This window comes from Sphingorhabdus sp. EL138 (genome assembly GCF_945890115.1).
In the GTDB taxonomy this organism is placed as follows: domain Bacteria; phylum Pseudomonadota; class Alphaproteobacteria; order Sphingomonadales; family Sphingomonadaceae; genus Sphingorhabdus_B.
In genome coordinates, this window is sequence record NZ_CAMDCK010000008.1 from 1 (window position 1) to 17860 (window position 17860).

The 17860-nt window shown below is 53.6% G+C and carries 12 protein-coding genes and 1 tRNA gene; 9 read left to right on the forward strand and 4 right to left on the reverse strand.

Annotated elements, in window-relative coordinates:
• The 9 genes from Q0O07_RS05055 to Q0O07_RS05090 all read left to right on the forward strand — a co-directional run.
• A partial coding sequence (locus Q0O07_RS05055) for an integrase core domain-containing protein (RefSeq protein ID WP_295491175.1) occupies positions 1–228 on the forward strand: 228 nt, incomplete at its 5' end.
• Positions 229–526: 298 nt separating this feature from the next.
• On the forward strand, positions 527–1783 hold the full coding sequence (locus tag Q0O07_RS05060; protein ID WP_295491176.1) for an integrase arm-type DNA-binding domain-containing protein: 1257 nt from the start codon (positions 527–529) through the stop codon (positions 1781–1783).
• Between the two features lie 507 nt (positions 1784–2290).
• Entirely contained in the window at positions 2291–2455 is a 165-nt protein-coding gene (locus Q0O07_RS11225; RefSeq protein WP_367271047.1) for a helix-turn-helix transcriptional regulator, read from the forward strand.
• Between the two features lie 99 nt (positions 2456–2554).
• Positions 2555–5116, forward strand: coding sequence for a hypothetical protein (locus tag Q0O07_RS05065; protein WP_295491177.1), 2562 nt, complete (start codon positions 2555–2557; stop codon positions 5114–5116).
• A gap of 63 nt (positions 5117–5179) precedes the next feature.
• Positions 5180–5785 carry a hypothetical protein gene (locus tag Q0O07_RS05070; protein ID WP_295491179.1) on the forward strand — a complete coding sequence of 202 codons (606 nt, stop codon included), beginning with the start codon at positions 5180–5182 and terminating at the stop codon, positions 5783–5785.
• Positions 5786–6278: 493 nt separating this feature from the next.
• Positions 6279–9293 (forward strand): BPTD_3080 family restriction endonuclease, encoded by a 3015-nt coding sequence (locus Q0O07_RS05075; protein WP_295491181.1) that lies wholly within the window; start codon positions 6279–6281, stop codon positions 9291–9293.
• A 61-nt stretch (positions 9294–9354) separates the two neighbouring features.
• Positions 9355–12192: a site-specific DNA-methyltransferase gene (locus Q0O07_RS05080; protein WP_295491183.1), complete on the forward strand. Its 2838-nt coding sequence runs from the start codon at positions 9355–9357 to the stop codon at positions 12190–12192.
• Positions 12193–12310: 118 nt separating this feature from the next.
• Complete coding sequence (locus Q0O07_RS05085; RefSeq protein WP_295491185.1) at positions 12311–12991, forward strand: hypothetical protein; 681 nt, start codon at positions 12311–12313, stop codon at positions 12989–12991.
• A complete protein-coding gene (locus tag Q0O07_RS05090; RefSeq protein ID WP_295491186.1) occupies positions 12988–15072 on the forward strand; it encodes a 3'-5' exonuclease in 2085 nt (694 codons plus the stop codon). The genes Q0O07_RS05085 and Q0O07_RS05090 overlap by 4 nt, the downstream gene beginning before the upstream one ends.
• 270 nt (positions 15073–15342) lie before the next feature.
• On the opposite strand, the gene Q0O07_RS05095 is transcribed toward Q0O07_RS05090, so the two are convergent.
• From Q0O07_RS05095 to Q0O07_RS05110, 4 genes are all read right to left on the reverse strand, one after another.
• Positions 15343–15418: transfer RNA gene (locus tag Q0O07_RS05095), tRNA-Lys, on the reverse strand.
• A 40-nt stretch (positions 15419–15458) separates the two neighbouring features.
• Positions 15459–16070, reverse strand: a complete 612-nt coding sequence (gene folK, locus Q0O07_RS05100; protein ID WP_295491187.1) for a 2-amino-4-hydroxy-6-hydroxymethyldihydropteridine diphosphokinase — start codon at positions 16068–16070, stop codon at positions 15459–15461.
• Positions 15976–16842, reverse strand: coding sequence for an N-carbamoylputrescine amidase (gene aguB, locus Q0O07_RS05105; protein WP_295491188.1), 867 nt, complete (start codon positions 16840–16842; stop codon positions 15976–15978). The genes folK and aguB overlap by 95 nt, the downstream gene beginning before the upstream one ends.
• 153 nt (positions 16843–16995) lie before the next feature.
• Entirely contained in the window at positions 16996–17856 is an 861-nt protein-coding gene (locus Q0O07_RS05110) for a methyltransferase (RefSeq protein WP_295491189.1), read from the reverse strand.
• Positions 17857–17860: the final 4 nt, after the last annotated feature.

Here is a 17860-nt window from a genome sequence, read left to right on the forward strand (position 1 = left end):
CAGGGCATCCGCCATGCTTACATCAAACGTGGAACTCCACAGCTGAACGGCAAAGTCGAGCGATCCCATCGCTCAGACCAACAGGAGTTTTACCAGCTCCTGTCATACAAAGGCGACGTCGATCTCGAGGCCAAGCTCATCGAATGGGAAAACTTCTACAACTTCAACCGACCGCACGGTGCTTTCAACGGAAAAACACCCTATGAAGCCCTTCGCGAAAGGCTATAATCTCTCCCAGTCGATGTCCCGTTAGATCGTCAACCTTACACATAAATTTCCATGTCCCCGAAGGGTATGGTATTAAGTCATTGAAATATATGGTGAGCCCTGCTGGGTTCGAACCAGCGACCTACTGATTAAAAGTCAGTTGGGATAAATGTTTCACTGAATGTCATCTGCATTCACAATAGCTGTATACAGCATATAAACATTGAAAATAATACATTTTTATAAAGCATGCTGTTGCACCTTGTGTCATCCAATCTCACTCACTATGAAACCTAGGTGAAACCTTTTGAGATGAAGCATGGCAAAACGAGTTCCTGCGCTGACGGCTGTTGCGTTCGCTAAGATAAAACCTGATCCCACGAAGACTATAGAATTAGTCGATGGCGCTGTTGCTGGTTTGCGTTTGAGGGTGACACCTTCAGGTTCGAAGACTTGGTCACTTAACATCCGAGCAAATGGCGTAATGCGGCGCTTTGACGTGGGTAAGGAACTGGGTCTTGCCGATGCCCGAAAGAAAGCCGCAATGTTACGCCAACAAATAAACGATGGTGGTGACCCTACAGCGGAAAAGCGCGAGCAGCGCTCGAGGGCCGTTTCAGCGAAATTGGGTATTGGAACGTTCGAAGCAGTTATCGACGCATACTTTGCCGATGGAAATGGCGCAGGTTTAAAAAGTAAGGCCGAGCAGACCAAGCGGATCAAGCAGGTTCTTGCTGTCCACCTTAAGCGTCCCGCAAAAGACATTACTTCATCTGACCTGCAGCGTGCTGTTGATGCGTATAGTGCAAAAGTTGCGGCTGCACGGGCGGTTGGTTACGTTAAGCCTCTTGTAAAGTGGGCGCAAAAGCGCGGGCTGATGCAGGGCGTGTTTGATATTGAAAAGCCAATGCAAGACGCGCCCAAGCAAAGAGTTTTAACGGAAGATGATCTTGCCAGCCTTCTACCGACATTTACCGATCCCTATGGACGCTGCTGCCGGATGATTTTGCTAACAGGTGTGCGTCTTAATGAAGCCAGCAACGCAACGTGGGGGCAGTTTGATGTCGCGAATGCTATCTGGACAATACCCGGGGAGGCGCGAAAGGACACGCGGCTGCAAACGAAGCGAAGGGTGACGCCCAAGAGAGCGATGTCCATCCCGTTATCCCGACAAGCACTATTGCTACTGGAAGAAATTAAGGCTGCAGAACTATCACGCCGGGAGTTGGCAGGTAATGGTGATGACATTGCGCCAGGAGATATGGTTTTTGTCGGTCAGAAAGGCGGGAAGCTCGATAACTGGGACCGTTGGCTCAAAGCCCACTTTAAAAAATCTGGTGTTGACGCGTGGTCTGCACACGCACTGCGTCGAACGACGGCCACACTGGCGGGCGAAACGGGTGCTGCGCCACACGTCGTGTCTGTCATACTCGGACATGCGAACCTTGGGGGCCAGCTAGTCGCCGGCTACAACAAAAGTAGGTATGAGACCGAGCATGCCAAGGTCTTGCAGGATGTAGCGGATCGTATTGATCGGCTGCATCAACCAGGTCAGCAAACCGTTGAGGCGGCCTAGATGGTGAAGCGGTCAAGTAATCCTCCGAAGGACACAGTGAAGCTGCTACCTCCCTGGCACGAGGATATACTCGACGAGCACTTCAAGGGTCTGCCTGGTCTGTATGTTCGCCAACTTCTGGATAAAGCAAGCGCTGCTGATAGATCGGTATCTGCAACGAAACGTGTAAGCGAACGCCACAAAAAAAGGAATGAAGTCAAAAGCCTTGCGCGAGATTACTACCTTGCGAACCGAGATCGTTACAGGAGTAATAAAGAAGCGGCTAGGGATCTTTATAACCAATTTAAGTCTGCAGAATTTCGAACCTATGTAAACTGGGTTTCTAAATGGTCATCAGAATAATCACGCTACGCGTAGCGTGATCATGACCCTTTGCAGCTTGAAGCCAAGCTAGGCATCAGCGGGATAAATTCAATCTCGTGGGGATTCATAGTGGTCAAGCTGGTTTCATCAAAAAAGTCGGGCAGGCCGACGTTCGACTTCGGTCAGCTTTCGGATACTGCCTTCGTGCGTATTACGCAGATCGTAGGTCCATTGGTGCCGTGTTCGCGCTCAACTTGGTGGCGGTACGTCAAGACCGGGAGGGCGCCACAACCCTTTAAACTAGGCGCGGGCGTAACGGCTTGGCGCGTGGGTGATATTCGCGCCTGGCTGGCAGGTCAGCAACCATGACCCACCCATTGGTTCAATTCGCGCATCTACTCGACCCTTCGCCTAAAGTGAGGTTTAGCCTCGTCGCGATGCCGCACCGCGTCTCACGGGAGGCCTGCAATGCAGACTGCCAGTAAACAACTGCAACCCAGCCAAGACGTGATTGAGAACTTTCTCTCTGGCGTTGTTCAAACGGACATACATCTGGCTGCCATAACGCCTGACGGGGCTATATCAGGCAAGTACTTCGGTAGCGATGTGGAAGCTGCGACGAACTGGGCTGTGGATCAAAACGCGCAGGGGAGGGGGCTGTACTATACAGGCAACAGGTGCCACGCGGGCGTAACTATCAAGCCGACAAAGGCCGATATCACCTCGGCGCGGTTTGTATATGCCGATCTCGATCCCCCGAAGGATGGCTCGCCCTTCAATAAGGCTGCCGTAGTCAGTGCCTTGTTAAACTGTACCACTCCACCAACCCTCTTAAAAGACAGCGGTAATGGCATTCAGCCAATCTGGTTTTTAACGGACGGCTCAAAGGACTTCGATCGCGTTGAAGCAGTCAACAGGTCAATTGCGTCGCAGTGGGGCGGAGACAACTGCCACAACATCGAGCGTCTGCTTCGGTTGCCGGGTACAGTAAACTACCCAAATCAAAAAAAGCTTGAACGCGGCTGTGCTGAAATCCTATCGTGTGTGCTAAGCCAAGACCTCAACCTGACTTATACACTCGACGAACTTGAGGCAGCTTGGGGCCATGAAGCTGCTAAGCCGAAACCATCTCCCAAGGTAGCCATTGCGGTACCGAGCAACTTGACGCTGCTTGAAAGTGCCGACCTTAAGCGCGGAAGCATCGCGACGTTGTCGACCATGTTGGATGACCCAGACAAGCACTTCCGGGTGCCCGACCGTTCAAGCTGGGCTTACGGCATCGCGTGCCAAATGGTCGACGACGGCTACGGCGATGAAGAAATATTGGGCGTGCTTTTAAACCCAGCGAATGCGGGTTGTGCCCATATAGCCGATCAGTCTGATCCTACCCGTGCGGCCACGCGCGCCATTAGCAGGGCAAGGCAGCGCTATGTCCTTCCGCCCGGCGGTTCGATATTTGGAAACAAGACACTTTCCACCAGCAACCGGCCCAAGATTAAGATTGTAGGTGGCGACCTTGCCAACATGGCAGACCAAGCCGAGCAGTCTTTAATTGATGCTGACGTTGGTTACTATCAGGCGGGCGGCAGGATCGTTCGGATAGGCATTATTCCCAGTGCCAAGGTTTGCGACATGCTTAACGGACGCGTCCGGGTTTTTGATGTTGGTGAAGCAGAGTTGATCGAAGCATTTACGTCGATAGCTGACTGGATGAAGTTAGAAAAAGAGAGAGAGACCAAGGTTAACTGCCCGACAATAGTTGCTCAAACATACATGGCGAGGGGGGGTAAATGGAAGTTGCCACCTTTGACGGGTGTAATCGACATACCCACGATACGGCCCGACGGAAGCCTGCTTACTGTAAAGGGATACGATGCCAGCACTGGGCTACTGTATTCGCCCGGTAGTACAACTCTGCCAGTTATTGCGCAGTCACCGACAAAGGCAGAAGCGCTAGCAGCGTTGACTAAGCTGAAGGCGCCGCTCAGCAGCTTTCCGTTTCTGACAGACCCTGACGAAGCAGTAGCCTTATCTGCGATGTTGACCTCGGTTTGTCGGATGGCACTAAGTAGTGCTCCTCTACATGGGTTTTCTGCACCGACGGCAGGGTCTGGGAAGAGTATACTTGCCGATCTTGCCAGCATTCTGCGCACTGGCCGGGAAGCTGCTCCTATTGCTCAAGGTAAGACCGCTGAAGAACTCGAGAAGCGGCTGGGTTCAATGTTGCTTGAAGGTGACGGGTGCGTTGCCATCGACAACTGCGAAACGCCGCTTGGAGGAGAGTTTTTGTGTCAGGCGATTACCCAGCCCAGCTTAAAGGTGCGCCCGTTAGGTAAGTCGATGATGATAGAAGTGTCTACCGCTGCATTGTTCACGGCTACAGGAAACAATTTGACCTTCATCGGAGACATGGGGCGCCGCGCGTTGCTTTGTCAGCTTGATCCCGGCGTTGAACGGCCTGAACTGAGGAAGTTTGCATTCGACCCTGTGAAGGTTGTCAAAAATAGCCGGGGGGAGTTTGTTGCTGCCGCTCTTACCATCCTTCGTGCCTATCATGTAGCCGGGCGTCCGTTTCAGGTGGCCCCGCTAGGTTCCTTCGCTGACTGGTCGAATTTGGTCCGCAGTGCGCTTCTTTGGCTCGACTGTGCCGATCCTTGTGACACCATGGATAAGGTCCGCAAAGCAGACCCTGAACTCGCCCAGATAAAGCTGATGATGACCCAATGGGATCGCGTGAACGGCCAGAATGGTGTCACCACAGGCCAACTCACTGCACTGGCGGCAGAAATGGTGGAAGCTGGCACTGGTATCTTCGCGAAAAAACTGAAGCACCCAGAATTCAGGGACGCCCTGCACGCAGTGGCCAAAGATGGGCAGCATATTAACGGCAGGCGGCTTGGTAACTGGCTCTCAAAGCATCAGGATCGCGTGGTGGGCGGTAAAAAGTTCATCTCGACAGGCACGCGTGGTGGGCAGTTAGTTTGGCGCCTTGAGCATGTCGCAGCAGTTTCCAGGGCTACCACCCAATAGGGGGTTAGGTGGTTTAGGGGGTTATCTTTGGCTTATTCTTAAGAAAGTAAAAGGAGAAAGAGTATGATTATAAATAGTAAAGTGGGCGGAACTAAACCCCCAAAACAACCTAACCACCTCACCGGTGGGCGGATGCCGTCGCCTTCTAAGCTGGGTGCAAGGGGTATATTCCGCAACGCTATGCAGGAGCGGTTAACCAGTCGCCCATTTGACCGGATCAGCGCCTATAAAGTCCGTGAGAGCCGCAAAAATATTGAGCATGAACTTCGGGTCGTTTTGGGGCTTGAAGCCTATCTGTGGACAAAACCAAGTCGTCGTAATCCCTATGTGCTGGTGGGTTGCACACCGGAAGACAAGGCGCAGCGGTTGAAAAAGATCCCAGGTGTTATTGCTACGGAGCTTGGCGAGAACCTTATCCCAGCAATTGAAGCGCTGCACGTTGAAGGTATCCCGCGGCAGGATGTAGATGCATTCGTGGCGTCAATTAAATCGTCCGTCTTTAGGCTTCTTGACGACTGCGATAATGTGCTGGCGGTTACAGCGAGGTCAATCAGGGACGAATATGGTGCGGTTAGGAACGGGACATCGGGTTCAGAACAAATCTGCCGTGATGCACTGCGCATCGCCGACGTGGCTATGGACTTTGCAAAGAAGCATGGGGTGCTGTGATGGCCCAGCCCTTCAACCATGAGGTGAAGGTTTTTTGCAACTTCTCGTCGTCCTTCGGACCTTCTGGGGGATAAAATGCCTTTGAAAACGATACTATCAGGACGGGCAGCGCGTTGCACCGCGAAGGCAAAGAGCACTGGCGTCCGTTGTTTTCGGCTTGCGAACGCCAATATGGGCTGCCGGGTATGCCATGTCCACGGCGCCCGACGGCGCTCCACTATACGATGCGGCAAGGCGCACTGGGCCTACAAAGACGGCTTGGCAACTAAACAAAAGCGCGAACAAGACCGTCTTATTGCAGTTGAGCTAAGACTATTAGAGGACGTAGCGTTCCGCCTTGGCATTGCTTCCGGTCGCAGGTGGGTCGGCCGCAAACCGAAACTATAACTTCCCATTTTTGGGCAGATGTAAAAAGGCAGAAAAATTCGCCATCATCTCTCTGGACGACAAGAGACTGTTGCTATTGTGAGAGTTTAATTGTCAAACACGTCGGATGGGCCAGCAATTCTTTGAAGATCCGATTCTCAACTCACCATATGACCAACCCGGCCAGCACTGGGAACTCAGCAAGTCTGGGCAGCCGACCAACATAATCATCGACCAGCGGCGGCGTAGCGACCTAGTTTCGCCAATCCCCCCGTCGAAGAAGAATAAAGGCAAGGGGGACGTTGATACTAGTCTCTTCGCCGATGGAAATGACAGCGAGCGCTACAACCCGATCGAGTCCATCAACGGTATTCGTTCCGCTGTAGAAAGTTGGCGCCAGCTTCCTGAGAGCCAGTGGCAGGTTTCCCCTACAACCGCGCGGCTGCTTGGACATTGGCGCCATCATGAATTCCAAAACCAGCGGCCATTCTTTTGTCAGGTTGAAGCGGCCGAGACAGTCATTTGGATGACCGAAGTTGCGCCGAAGTCATCCGCCCAGGGCAAGCGCTTCTGGGAATTTCTTGAACGGGCTAACAAGGAAGCCAATCCCGAACTAATCCGCATGGCGCTGAAGCTGGCGACGGGCGCAGGCAAAACAACAGTAATGGCGATGCTAATCGCATGGCAGACGTTGAATGCGGTTCGGCACCCTAATAGCAAGAAGTTCACGACGGGTTTCCTTCTGATCGCCCCTGGCCTGACCATCAAAGACCGCCTGCGTGTCCTCCAGCCCAACGATCCGGATAGCTATTACAAGAGCCGCGAAATCGTACCCGACGACATGCTGGGTGATCTGGGTAAGGCCAAGATCGTAATTGCTAACTATCATGCATTTAAGCGTCGCGCCGAAGTTCCGCTGAATAAGGTGCAGCAGGCTGCTTTGCAGACCGAAGAAAAGCCTGAGACTGACGGTGCTATGGTACGCCGCATTGCTGGCGGCCTGATGGGCATTAAAAACATCTGCATCATAAACGACGAGGCGCACCACTGTTATCGTGAGCGCCAGCAGAGCGAAGAAGAAAAGCTAACTGGCGACGCTCTAGAAGAGGCTAAGAAGAATAACGAAGCCGCCCGGCTTTGGATTTCCGGCATCGAGACAATAAAACGCGAGTTGGGTGTCCGCATGGTTTATGACCTGTCGGCTACGCCGTTCTTCTTAAAGGGTTCTGGCTACCGCGAAGGCACGCTGTTTGGCTGGGCGGTAAGCGACTTCAATCTGATGGATGCCATTGAGTGCGGCATTGTGAAGCTTCCCCGCGTGCCAATTATCGATAACGTGCCGCAGAGCGATATGCCCATGTTCCGCAATTTATGGGACCATGTCGGTAAGAAGCTGCCCAAGAAAGGGCGATCGCAATCCGGCGTTATGGACCCGCAGAAGCTGCCGCCCGAACTGCTGACGGCCATCGACGCGCTCTATGGGCACTACGAGAAGACTGTCGACCTTTGGCGGGAGGCGAACATCGGCGTTGATCCGGTCTTCATTGTGGTATGCAACAACACGACGACATCCAAACTGGTTCACGACTATGTCGCTGGTTATGAGATTGAAGGGCCAGATGGTTCTATCCAACAAATCGCCGGGCGGTGTGAACTGTTCCGCAACTTCGACCCCAATGGCGTTGCCAAACCCCGGATGCGCACGCTGCTCATCGACAGCGAACAGTTGGACAGCGGCGAGGCCATAAGCAAAGAGTTCCGTGAAGCAGCCGCCGAGGAAATTGAACGGTTCCGAGCCGAAATGATCCAGCGCACCGGCGACGTACAAGCAGCGCAGAAGATTAGCGACGAGCAGTTGCTGCGTGAAGTTATGAACACTGTTGGCAAGCCTGACAGGTTGGGTGAAGGCGTTCGCTGCGTTGTTTCTGTCTCAATGCTGACCGAAGGCTGGGACGCCAACACAGTGACCCATGTCCTTGGTATCAGGGCGTTCGGTACGCAACTCTTGTGCGAGCAGGTGATCGGCCGCGCGCTTCGTCGGCAAAGCTATACTCTGCAAGCCGATGGGCGCTTCGCGGCCGAGTATGCCGATATTTTTGGCATACCTTTCGACTTCACTGCCCAGGCGGTGCCATCGAAGCCACACAAGCCGGTGGATACAGTTCACGTCCACGCTATCAGCCCCGATCGCGACGCACTTGAGATACGTTTCCCCCGGGTCGAGGGCTACCGCACCGAACTGCCTCAGGATGTCCTGCGGGCCGAATTCACCGAAAACAGTCGTCTGCAACTTGACCCAAATCTAGTCGGAGCATCGGAAACCAAGAACTCTGGCATAGTTGGTGAAGCCGTCGATATGACGTTAGAACATTTGGCCAGTGAGCGGATGTCCACTATCCTGTTCACGCTTACCGATCATATCCTCAAGAGGTACTTCACCGAGGCTGGCCAACCCCCGCAACTCCAACTATTCCCGCAGTTGAAACGCATCGTGCGAGAATGGATGGAAAACTACCTGACATGTGTCGGCCAGACCCATCCCGCTCAAGTGCTTTATCAAGTGATCGCAGATATGGCGGGTCAGCGCATTCATGCTGCCCTTGTCCGCGCCACGATCGATAATGGCAATGTCAAGGTGATCCTCGATGCCTTCAACCGCGAAGGGTCCAGTCGCCACGTCAGCTTCATAACATCCAAGCCGCGCGTCGAGACACAGCCCGACAAGTGCCATATCAACTATTGCGTACTGGACAGCGACTGGGAGGGCGAATTCTGCCGCGTGGTAGAAAAGCATCCCAAAGTTCTGGCTTATGTAAAGAACCACGCGATGGGTTTTGAAGTGCCATATAATTTTATGGGAGAGGTGCGCCGCTATCGGCCTGATTTCATCGTGAAGGTGGATGATGGGAACGGCCTTGACGATCCTCTCAACCTGGTGGTCGAGGTGAAGGGCTATCGCGGTGAAGACGCGAAGGAAAAGGCCAGCACCATGGAAACCTATTGGGTCCCCGGCGTGAATAATTTAGGTCGCCATGGCCGCTGGGCGTTTGCCGAATTCACCAATGTGTGGACCATGCAGACTGAACTGGACGATACTGTCACCCAGTGGCTGGATACCGTGCTGAAAGCGCGTGAAGCATGACCGGCGGCATCCTCTCAACCGCAACACGACCCTACCGTATTTTCCTGAAGGCAGCCCAATAATGGCCAAGAAACCGCTCTCCATCGACACACTGACCCATGAAGACGCGACGCGCCTGAATGCGCCGACGGCGGAACTGGAAGCCTTTGTCAGCAAGGAAATGAAGCGGCCGATCCAGGTCGCTTACGAACGTCGCAACCCTGATCTTGATCCGCAGTTGGTGTGGCGTGGCAAGGATATGGCCGACTGGTCCGACCTAGTAGTGGAGGCACCACCACTCTATATCCAAGAGAAGATCCACCCAAAGGCGATCATCGAAGACCTGAAGCGTTCGGCCGCACGTAAGGCAGAGCCAGAACCGATGGCGGACCTGTTTGCTGATTTCAACGGCATTCCGCCCGACGCGAAGACCGAATTCTATGCCCACGAGCAGCACTGGTCGAATCGGATGATTCTGGGCGACGGGCTGAAGGTAATGGCTAGCTTGGCTGAACGTGAGGGGCTGAAGGGCAGTGTGCAGAGCATCTTTATCGATCCACCCTATGGTATCAAATTCAACTCCAACTTCCAGTGGTCGACAACAGATACAAAAGTTCACGAAAGCAAAGCAGATCATCTAACACGTGAGCCGGAACAGGTGAAGGCGTTCCGCGACACCTGGCGTGACGGGATCCATTCCTACCTCACTTATCTGCGCGACCGCCTGACAGTGGCGCGCGACCTGCTAACAGAGAGCGGGTCTGTATTTGTTCAGATTGGGGAGGAAAATGTTCATCGCGTTCGGGCGTTAATGGATGAAGTGTTTGGGGAAGATAACTTTATCGGAATGATCTGGTTCCGAAAGAAAACCATGCCACTTGGAGCTACCTATCTGGAACGAATGGGTGACTACATAATATGGTTCGGTAAAAATAAAGATCGTACAAAATTTAGACGTCTTTTTAAAAAGATCGATATTGTTGGTGACTTCCATTGGAACTGGCGAGAAGCCGACGAAGTATCTCGCAGAAAATTTTCAAAGCAAGAACTCGAGCAGAACCCTGAAGGCGACCCATTTCGTCTTGTGTCAATGTGGCCGCCGTCTTTCAGTGCAAAGGATGTATATGCCGTTGACTTTCGAGGAAAGCGTTGGCTGCCTGGGGGCGGGCAGTGTTATCCTTCTGGCCCCGAAAAACTAGAACGTTTGATTAAGGCAAACCGGCTTGAACCGGAAGGTCAGTATCTTCGGTATGTGATGAAGTTATCGGATGACGATACTACCAAGCTGAATATGACTTGGACGGATACTGCAGGAGCACGAGACAAACGTTACATTGTCGAAACCAGTGAATTTGTCGTCCAACGCTGCATTTTGATGACTACCGATCCCGGTGACCTTGTGCTTGATCCCACTTGTGGCTCGGGTACTACAGCCTATGTCGCCGAACAATGGGGCCGCCGCTGGATAACGATTGACACCAGCCGCGTCGCAATGGCGCTGGCCCGTGCTAGGCTGATGGGTGCGCGTTATCCTTGGTATTTATTAGCGGACAGCAAGGATGGCCAGTTGAAAGAAGGCGAAGTCACCCGCTCCGTCCCGCGCGATGGGCAGACTTTTGGCAGGGTGCGGCAGGGGTTTGTCTACAAACGGGTGCCACATATCACGCTCAAATCTATAGCTAACAACGCCGAGATAGACACCATCTGGGAGCAGTATCAGCCTGGCCTTGAGGATCTACGTCATAAGATAAACCAAGCGCTAGGGACTACCTGGCAGGAATGGGAAATCCCGCAAGTGCTGACTGACGAACACCGCCAGAAGATCTCGCAGAACGAAGCGCAAGATGGGTTCTATACTGCTGATGATGGCCCGGAAAACTGGCTTTCTTACTGGTGGCGCGACCGCATCGACCGCCAGAAGGAGATCGACGCCAGCATCGCTGCCAAGGCGGATTCTGAATATCTTTACGATCAGCCTTACACCGACAATGCGCGCGTAAGGGTCGCCGGACCATTCACCGTAGAAAGTCTATCTCCTCACCGCGTACCAGCCGTGGACTTCGACGATAGCCTTTTCGATGAGATGGAAGCAACCGGTGGCAAGCGCGAGAAGCTCGGCGATGGAGGCGAAAGTGGCAACTTCACTAATATGGTGCTGGACAACCTTAAGAAGTCCGGTGTGCAGCAGTCGCATAAGGTCGACCGGCTGGTGTTCACCTCGCTGAAGGGTTGGCCCGGCCAATTTATCTGTGCTGAAGGAATGGTGCGTCAAAAGAGCGCGGACGAAGCTGCCGATGACGATACCGTCCCACAGAGGCGCGCTGCGATTCTCATTGGTCCAGAATATGGCACAGTCTCTCGCTCTGACTTGACCGCTGCCGCACGTGAAGCGGCCGAGGCAGGTTTTGACATGCTGATCGCGGCTGCGTTCAACTTTGATGCCCACGCTAGCGAAATGGACAATATGGGATCTCTGGCTGTTTTGAAGGCCCGCATGAACCCCGACCTGCACATGCCCGACTTGGCCAATACAGGGGCTGGCAACCTGTTCACTGTATTCGGTGAACCCGATGTGGTGGTGCATGAGGAGGACGATGGCCGTATCTCTATCGAGGTGCAGGGCGTTGACATGTACAAGGCGGGCGAAATTGTGAGCGCCAATGCCGATGACATAGCCGTGTGGTTCCTGGACACTGATTATGATTATGAAAGCTTCTTTGTGCGTCATGCGTACTTCCCGGGCGCGAACGACCCTTACAAGGCGCTCAGAACGACACTGAAGGCGGAAATCGACGAAGACGCCTGGGAGAGCCTGAAGCGCACCCGATCACGTCCATTCGAGCGCCCAGCCAGCGGTCGTGTGGCTGTGAAGGTCGTCAATCACCTGGGGGATGAGGTGATGAAGGTGTTGGAGGTATAACTTGGGACGCTATCGCCGCTCAGGACATTATCGTACAAACAGCAACGGTACGACTTTTTGGGTGAGTGGCCATAGAGTAGATAGGGACACATGGGGTTACTCATCGGCCGGACCTTCTATGGACGGATCTACCGAACGGAGAGACTTGTTCGGAGTTTCTCCGAGAAAAGCTAGTGGGAAAACGGACGGCACCATTCCGAGCTTTACAGTACCTAATGCTCGCTGCCCTGAATGCGGAGCATTAGTTTTCTTTTACCAAAACGCCTCTGGAAGTAGGGTTTTCTTCGACGACATTGGTCCACCTTGGCCGAAGCATCCTTGCACGGATTTTGTGGCTTCGAGTGGTAGCAAATCGAACCAGTCAGCAAAGACTGATACATCCCTATCGACCGCGGCGACATCGCGGGATGATCCTGAGGATTTGTTATCAATACTGCTGATGCCGGAAGAACTGACTGAAGACTACGCAAGTGAGCTTTTAGAGTTAACCAAGGATGGCTGGGACCGATGCATCGTCAAGAGAAAGACCATCAGGCATATCGGCGAGGCCAGCCGAATATACTATGTTGTGCATTCTGCGCTCGATCCAAAGGAGAAATCAGTTCGTTTTTCAACTGCATGGAGAGTGCCACACCCATTCGCTAAGGACACTGTCTACCTGAAGGGCAACCTTCTATCTTACTTTGATTTTGAGATTTTTGCACCTCGCGAAGTGATGATTGAAAGGAAGTTCACAAAAGCTGGTAGTGCAACGAAACGTCGCTCAAAAAAGCGGAAGGGTAAACGGAAAAAGACATGACGCTCCTCTATGCATCCACCTTTACTGACGCATTAGGCAAGTTATCTGCCCCTGAGCAGAAACAGGCCAAGCTGACGGCTTTCGATCTCCAAATGGATCCGCGTGGCAATGGGCTGCAATTGCACCGCATTGAAAAATCGCCTGGATTTTGGTCGGTCCGAGTTAGCGGCGATATTCGGATAGTCTTATTCAAAGACGCAGAAACCACACTGTTGGCTTATGTCGATCACCATGACGCAGCGTATCGCTGGGCGGAACGCAAGCGGGTAGTGGCCCATGAGCGCACAGGCGCGATGCAGTTTGTCGAAGTGCCCGTTGTTGCCGATGAGGTTGTACCTGTCCCTGTTGCGCAACCTGCACCGCAAGTGCCTACGACTATTCCGTTAGCAAAACCCTCCCATCAGCCCTTCGCTAACCTGACCGATGACCAGATGCTCGACGTGGGTGTTCCGCGCGAATGGCTAGATATCGTTAGGGCTACGCCTGAAGACGGCCTGTTCGACTTGCTGGATAAGCTGCCCGCTGAAGCAGCAGAGGCATTGCTGGATCATGCCACTGGGGGCAAGATCGAGGATCATGTTGCTGTTAAGTTGCCTGGCGCAGATCCTTTTGCCCATCCGGATGCCCAGCGCCGTTTCCGTGTTGTGGAGAACCTAGAGGAACTGAAGGCGGCTCTTGACCAGCCTTTCGAGAAATGGGCCGTTTTCCTGCACCCCGCCCAACGTGCTCTAGTAGAACGTAATTGGTCAGGCCCAGCACGGATTAGCGGCAGTGCGGGCACCGGCAAAACTATCGTAGCTTTGCATCGTGCAGCATTTCTGGCCAAATCGCGAGGCACGGGCGTATTACTGACGACATTTTCAAAGCCGTTGGCCTCTGCCTTAGCAAAGAAACGTGATATTCTAGCGCAATCAGAACCGGAATTGCGCGACTTAGTTACCGTGGCAGCGTTGGACCAGGCGGCTTTCGAAATTTACACCCGCCAATTTGGCCAACCCACCATGGCAACCGCTTCGCAAGTGCGGGCAGCGATCAAGGCTGCGCAGGATATAAGCCTAGGCACTAATTTCACCCCGCAATTTCTTTTTGAAGAATGGACGGAACTTGTTGACGCGTGGAATGTCACTGAAGGCTCTGCATATGCTCAAATACCCAGGTTGGGGCGCCGCACCCGGCTAGGTCCAGTGCAACGTGAAGCTGCCTGGCAGGTGTTTACCTTTGTCCAACAGCGGCTGACAGAGCGCAACGTTACCACCTGGTCGCAACTCTATGCGCGGCTGGCCGAATGGTTAGTCGAAAAGAATGGGCGGCTGTTGTTTTCTCATGTTGTGGTGGACGAAGCGCAGGACCTGTCTGTAGCCCAGGCGCGCTTTTTGGCTGCTATCGGCAAGCTGGATAAAGAGGCTATCTTCTTCACCGGCGATCAAGGTCAACGGATTTTCCACCTGCCGTTCAGTTGGATTAGCTTAGGTATCGATATACGGGGTAGGGGCCACAGCCTGAAGGTTAATTACCGCACGTCGCATCAAATCCGCTCTACTGCCGATAGGTTGTTACCATCGGTAATTGTGGACGTAGATGGGGTCGAGGAAGGTCGGCGAGGAACTGTCTCGGTATTCGATGGCCCAGACCCACAAATAATTTTGGCTGCTAACGAGGGCGAAGAGATCGAAATGGTGGCGGGTTACTTGAGGACCTGTTTAGCTGATGGGATGGAACGAGGCGACCTTGCGATTTTAGTACGTTCGCAACGGCAATTGTCGCGTGCACGGTCTGCTGCTGACGCGGCGGGACTGGATTATGACGGCCCAAACGGTGTCACAATCACTGCAATGCATGATGCCAAGGGGCTGGAATTCAGGGGCGTCGTCGTGATGGCCTGCGACGATGACGTTATACCGGATGGGGAGCGCATCGCCGCTATTGGCGATATGGCTGAGATGGAGTCGGTGTATGAATCAGAACGCCACCTGCTTTACGTCGCCTGCACCCGCCCCAGAGACCGGCTGATGGTTAGCGCGGTTGAACCTGGTTCAGAGTTCCTTGAGGATTTTAGGCATCGCCCAAGTTTGATCGGCTGATTAGAATAGCTGTAAAATAAAATGCAGCCAACTGAACGAGTAGAATAATATGTAAGAAGGAACTGTGGGTCCCATCAGCCAGAATAAGGGGGTGCGACCCCGGTAGGGTCTCGTTAGGTAGGTTTTTGAAGGGGGTAGGGGGGTAAGTTCACGAACCGGCTGGGCAGCGTGCTGAACGCCTGCAATGCAACGGTGAAACCTAGGTGAAACCTTTTTCCAACATAAATTTCCATGTCCCCGAAGGGTATGGTATTAAGTCATTGAAATATATGGTGAGCCCTGCTGGGTTCGAACCAGCGACCTACTGATTAAAAGTCAGTTGCTCTACCGACTGAGCTAAGGGCCCCCGCTTTGAACTATCATGGGTTCAAAGGAGAGCGCCCCCCCTAATGGCGGTGGGGGGTACGGTCAAGCGCCTTTGGTCGGTTTAATCGCGATTGCAGGTGACGAATGTTAAGGCCCGACACGGGGTCGCGCCAATCAGGGGCAATCATCGCGGCAGGTGTGAGGACAAAGCCGCGTGACCGCAGGCCCGGATGCGGAATGGAAAGTGCTGGATTGCTGTCGGCCCACATGCCGCCGGACCATAAAAGAATGTCGAGGTCCAACACCCGCGCGCGCCAGCTTTGGCCGCGACGGACGCGTCCGAAATGACTTTCGATTTCATGCAGGCGGGCAAGCAGGGCAGGCGGATCAAGTGCGGTTGCCACTATCGCCGCGGCATTGGCAAAGCGGCGTGACGATGGCCCCATCGGGCTTGACTGAATGATGGCCGAATGTGCGAACACATCAATGTCATCCATCTCCAGCGCAGCTATTGCCTGCGGGATGATGCGGTTTGGTGCGCCAATGACGGGATGTGGCTGATTTGAACCTATGCCAATAAGATAGAGATGCGACAGATCAAATATCCTGGGCCAAGCGGGTGTATAATGCGGGCCTGCGGTCGCGGAAGAAGCCCATGCTGGCGCGGTGCGCGCGGGCTTGGTCGAGGTCAAAGGTCGACACTAATATGCCGGTTTCAGCGTCGTCCAGGTCGCAGACCACATCGCCCCATTCATTGGCGATGAAGCTGGTGCCGTAGAATTTTTGCGCTGCCTGTCCGTGGTCATCTTCGCTGCCGACCCTATTGGCCGCAATCACGGGCATACAGTTCGACACGGCATGGCCAATCATCGCCCGCCGCCACATGTGCCGCGTGTCCAATGTCGCATCCTGCGGCTCTGCACCGATGGCTGTGGGGTAGAATAACAATTCAGCGCCCATCAATGCCATCGCCCGCGCACATTCGGGGTACCATTGGTCCCAGCAGATGCCGACACCAATGCGCGTGCCGAAGACGTCCCACACCTTGAACCCCGTATTGCCGGGACGGAAATAATATTTCTCCTGATAGCCGGGGCCGTCGGGAATATGGCTCTTGCGATACACACCCATGATTTCGCCATTGGCATCGATCATGGCGATGCTGTTGTAGAAATGCGCGCCGTCGCGTTCGAAGAAGCTGGCGGGGATAGCAACATTCAGGCGCTTGGCGAGCTTAGCCATGGCCCGGACGGCAGGATGTTCCAAGGTTGGCCGCGCGAGCGCGAAATGGGCTTCTTCCTGCGTTTTGCAGAAATAAGGGCCGGAAAACAATTCAGGCGGCAGGATAATTTGCGCGCCAAGGTCGGCTGCCTGCGACACAAGGTCGCTGACGGCATCGATGTTTTCGGCTTCGTTTGCCGACAAAGGCAATTGCAACGCGGCTACAGTGATGTTCCTAGTCATGCCGCGTCTATAGCCGCACGCAGAAACGCGCCGCAATCACCATTGTCGTCAGAGCGCATATTTTGCATGTTTTGTTTTTGGACAATATTTGACGCTACACTTAGCAAATGGGCGGCAGCGACACGCATTTGCGTCGCTGCCGCTACAAAATCATCAGTCCCGCTTTTTGAACAACAATGTCATCCGGTCTGTTTCGCCAATCGCTTCATATTTTGCGCGATCAACATCCTTCAAACGCAGCGCGGGCGGTAATGTCCACACGCCATCGGGCCAGTTTGCACTGTCCTTAGGGTTGGCGTTCACTTCGCTCTTGGCGGCAAGTTCAAAACCATGGATTTCCATGAAGTTGATGATGTCGGCTTCGCGCATATAGCCCTTACTGCCATTGGTGTAGCTGTAAGGCGCGTCCGCTTTCGCACGGTGTTGCTCAATGCCCAGTAGGCCGTCTGGCTTCAACAGATCGCGCATCGCCTTTATTTCCGAGTCCGCGATGTTCCAGTTGATCATATTGTGCATCATCCGCATCACCAAAATTCGATCAAAGCTGCCCTTGGCACCTTCCGGAATTTCGCTGAGGGAAAATGCGTTGAAGTCGGTTGCCGGACGGCCGGACACCGCCGCTACATCCGACGGGAATTTGGTAACTGCCGCAGCTATGCCCTGCTTTTGCTGGTCGCTGAAATATGTTTTTGTTCCGAAATACAGGCCAGTATATTTGCCATTTTCGTTCACGTAACGGCCAAGAATCCGCGACACCCATGCCCCGCCAGGGGCATATTCACCAACGACATGATCGGGATGAATACGAAAGAATTCAAAAGTCTCGGCAGGATGACGATACTGGTCGCGCTTTGCATCATTGGCACGGGCGGGGTCGACAAGTATCTTGGCTAACCGTTCCTGATGCGCCTTATGCATTTTGTCATGGTCGGCCTTCTTGGCACCATGATGGTCGGCAATTGCTGGAACGGCCAAAGTGGCGGCGGCGAGGGCGAATAGAAAAGCTTTTTTCATGGGA

What these genes read in the sequence shown, in the direction of transcription:
- Q0O07_RS05080 (WP_295491183.1), top strand. Translation starts at nt 9,355, where the DNA reads ATGGCCAAGAAACCGCTCTCCATCGACACACTGACCCATGAAGACGCG.
- Q0O07_RS05060 (WP_295491176.1), top strand. Translation starts at nt 527, where the DNA reads ATGGCAAAACGAGTTCCTGCGCTGACGGCTGTTGCGTTCGCTAAGATA.
- Q0O07_RS05065 (WP_295491177.1), top strand. Translation starts at nt 2,555, where the DNA reads ATGCAGACTGCCAGTAAACAACTGCAACCCAGCCAAGACGTGATTGAG.
- Q0O07_RS05070 (WP_295491179.1), top strand. Translation starts at nt 5,180, where the DNA reads ATGATTATAAATAGTAAAGTGGGCGGAACTAAACCCCCAAAACAACCT.
- Q0O07_RS05110 (WP_295491189.1), bottom strand. Translation starts at nt 17,856, where the DNA reads ATGAAAAAAGCTTTTCTATTCGCCCTCGCCGCCGCCACTTTGGCCGTT.
- Q0O07_RS05090 (WP_295491186.1), top strand. Translation starts at nt 12,988, where the DNA reads ATGACGCTCCTCTATGCATCCACCTTTACTGACGCATTAGGCAAGTTA.
- Q0O07_RS05085 (WP_295491185.1), top strand. Translation starts at nt 12,311, where the DNA reads ATGGACGGATCTACCGAACGGAGAGACTTGTTCGGAGTTTCTCCGAGA.
- aguB (WP_295491188.1), bottom strand. Translation starts at nt 16,842, where the DNA reads ATGACTAGGAACATCACTGTAGCCGCGTTGCAATTGCCTTTGTCGGCA.
- Q0O07_RS05075 (WP_295491181.1), top strand. Translation starts at nt 6,279, where the DNA reads ATGGGCCAGCAATTCTTTGAAGATCCGATTCTCAACTCACCATATGAC.